The following is a 3034-nucleotide window of genomic DNA, read 5'->3' as shown; positions in this document are numbered from 1 at the left end:
CGCATGATCGCCAACAATCAACGTGCGGACATCGTGGTGCGTACGGTGATGAGCCGCCGTCGCTGCAACCACGGCAAGCTCCAACGACCCGCTTCCTTCCCGCGATTGCTCGGTCAACCAACCATTCCACTGATCCGCGACCTCCGCCAATGACTTCCGGTCGGTCGCCGAGATTGGCAAGACAATGGAGCCACTCTTCGCTTCTTCGCTTGCGGATTCGTGCTCGTTCGCAGATTGTTGCCCGCTCGCGGAATCACTTTCACTGGCATGTTCTTGATCGTTGGCGCCGCTCACCGGTTGGCGTGCAACCTTCCTTCGCGGGGCTTCTTCCACGATCAGGTGCCCATTCGCACCCCCGTATCCAAACCCGTTGATGCCAGCGATTCGCGCCGCTCCATCCGCTCGCCATGGTTCCAATTCCGTTGGAATGTGCAGGTTCCAACCGAGCAGATCGATCTCTGGATTGGGCGTTTGCAAATGCAGGTGGGGTGGGATGGCTTGATGATGCATCGACAACGCGACTTTGATCAAACTCGCGATGCCTGCCCCGGCTTCCAGGTGCCCGATGTTTGTCTTGACCGAACCGAGTCGGCAAGGTGACTCGCGCTGGTGAGTCCCCGAAGCGATGACACGTCCGAGCGCCCCGGCCTCGATCGGATCTCCTACGGCGGTTCCTGTTCCATGCGCTTCAAAGTACTGCACGTCGGAAGGATCCACCTCGGCCAATTCGCATGTGCGTTTGACCAACCGTTCCTGTTGCTCGCCGCTGGGGACGGTCAAACCAGGCGTCCGACCGTCTTGATTCAGTGCCGTCGCCCGGATCGTGCAGTAGATTCGGTCGCCGTCCTTCTGAGCCTCGCGGAGTGGTTTGAGCAACACCATTCCGGCGCCTTCACTGCGGGCGTAGCCATTAGCTCGCGAATCAAACGTTTTGCAACGTCCATCGGGCGACAACACGCCAAGCTGGCTGAACGCAACGTAGAAATCCGGCATGATGAGCGCGTTGACACCACCAGCAAGCGCAGCCTCCGCTTCACCGTTCCAGATCGCTTGGCAAGCCATGTGCAACGCAACCAAAGATGATGAACACGCCGTATCAACAGCGACGCTCGGTCCGCGCAAATCAAAGCAATACGAAATCCGGTTGGCAGCGATGCTGCTGGACGATCCCGTGTTGGTGTACGGCCCCAACTCACCGCGATCTTCAAAACTCAAGCTGGCAACGGCATAGTCGATGCTGCTGATCCCAGTGAACACGGCAATGGGTCGACCTGCCATCGTTCCAAGCGGTGCACCCCCATCTTCCATCGCCCGATAGGCGACCTCCAACAACATGCGTTGCTGCGGATCCATCGCGGCGGCTTCCCGAGGCGAGATACCAAACAAGGCGGGATCGAATTGGTCGATGCCGCGAACGTAGCCACCCCATTGGCTTTGCGTTTTGCCCGGCAAAGACTCGCCGGGTCGATAGAACTTTTGCAAGTTCCAACGGTCCTCGGGCGTTTGGGAAATCGCATCCTTTCCCGATGCCAACAAATTCCAAAACGCAGACGGATCATCCGCATCCCCAGGAAAGCGACAACCGATGCCCACAACGGCAAGTGGTTCGTTTCTCACGCCAATCCCTACCTTCAAATAATTCGTTCTGTTTTTGTCTTGTGTCATTCGCTCACCGGTCACCCTTGGTGGCGAAGAGCATCAGCGGGTCGCATCTGCGACGCTCGCCAAACGGGCAACGACGCGCCCAAGACCCCGATTCCCAATCCAACGACCAATCCTCGCACCCAGACACCTGTCCCGATCGTCGGCTGCAGCAATCCACCCGTTGCCTCGCTGTTGGCCAGCACCTGCAGCAACACGCTTGCACCGAGTCCACCCAATGCCGAAGCCATCAGGGCGAGCATCACCGATTCGCAGAGGATCACCCCAGCGATTCGCTTGGCAGGCCACCCGATCGCTCGCAAAATCCCGATCTCACCGGTCCGTTCGAGAACACTGGTCATCATCGTGTTGAGCGTTCCAATCGCTCCCACTAAAAGTGCGATCGTCGACGTCATCCAGGCCATCGCGCCGGCCAATTGCATTCGGGTGTCCGACCTCACAAACTCATCCGTCGCCAATGGCAACAGCTTGACATCCACCGCTTTGATTCGATCCACCACCTGGCCAACATCAACTGCTTGAACCGACTCTTCGAGCACCACATTGATGTATGTGATTTGGCCCTCCCGTCCCGTCAATTCTTGAAGTTGGGCCAGAGGCACGATCATCGACCCGTTCTCCCAAACGCTTCCGCTTTGGAAAACTCCCGCGACAAGGAATGGCTCATCGAACAAATTCAAAATCGATCCCGGCAGGCAATCCAATCGACCTGCCAAATTTTCGCCCAGATAGACCTGGCCGTTTACCTCGAAAGTCTCGCTCGTCAAAGCGTCAGCCGATCGCATCTCATAGTCTTCAAACAGCCACGACTCCGTTCGCATCCCCATTGCCGGAATCCCATAAACCTGCTGGTCTTCCGCGGACAAGGTTTCCAACAGCACCCCCGCTGCACTGGCGACGCCTTCGACGGCGGTCACCTGGGGGACGTAGGTTTCTTCCAGCGAACTGCTCAATCGATCTGCGGAACCCTGACGTGAAACAACCACATCGACGCGGTGCGATTCATACACCCCTCGAAATGATTCGGTGAACCCTTCGGCCACGCCCGACAAAGCCATCACGGAACCGATCGCCGTGGCCAAGGCCATCAGCGTCAGTGCCGTTCGCAGCGGTCGCCGCCACAGGCTTTTCAGTACAAAACCGAAGTAGGTCAACGGATCACCTCAGAAACCAAACCAAGTGAAAACTGCAAACGATCAACATCGGTGGCGAACGTGTGAATTCGGCACCCGTCTTCAGAGCTAAAAAACGGCAAAAACGGGCAATTCAACGGTACCAGCCCGCCCTCGATCAAAAAAACCCTTTCGCGTTTGGGCTATTGTATGGGCGACGTTTCACACGTCCCCTCCCCAAACCCCCACCTCTTTCCCCC

The 3034-nt window shown here is 57.6% G+C and carries 2 protein-coding genes; both read right to left on the bottom strand.

All coding sequences use genetic code 11. The annotated features are described in order from the left end of the window. Positions 1-1617: type I polyketide synthase (locus tag ACF8AM_RS24230; RefSeq protein WP_392558121.1), on the bottom strand; the 1617-nt coding region annotated here is incomplete at its 3' end. Between the two features lie 59 nt (positions 1618-1676). Next, a complete protein-coding gene (locus tag ACF8AM_RS24225) occupies positions 1677-2816 on the bottom strand; it encodes an ABC transporter permease (RefSeq protein WP_392558120.1) in 1140 nt (379 codons plus the stop codon). Positions 2817-3034 lie beyond the last annotated feature (218 nt).

The organism is Rhodopirellula sp. JB055, assembly GCF_043100905.1.
Taxonomy (GTDB): Bacteria; Planctomycetota; Planctomycetia; order Pirellulales; family Pirellulaceae; genus Rhodopirellula.
Note: the sequence above shows the minus strand (reverse complement) of the source record. Positions and strands in the feature narration are given on the sequence as shown.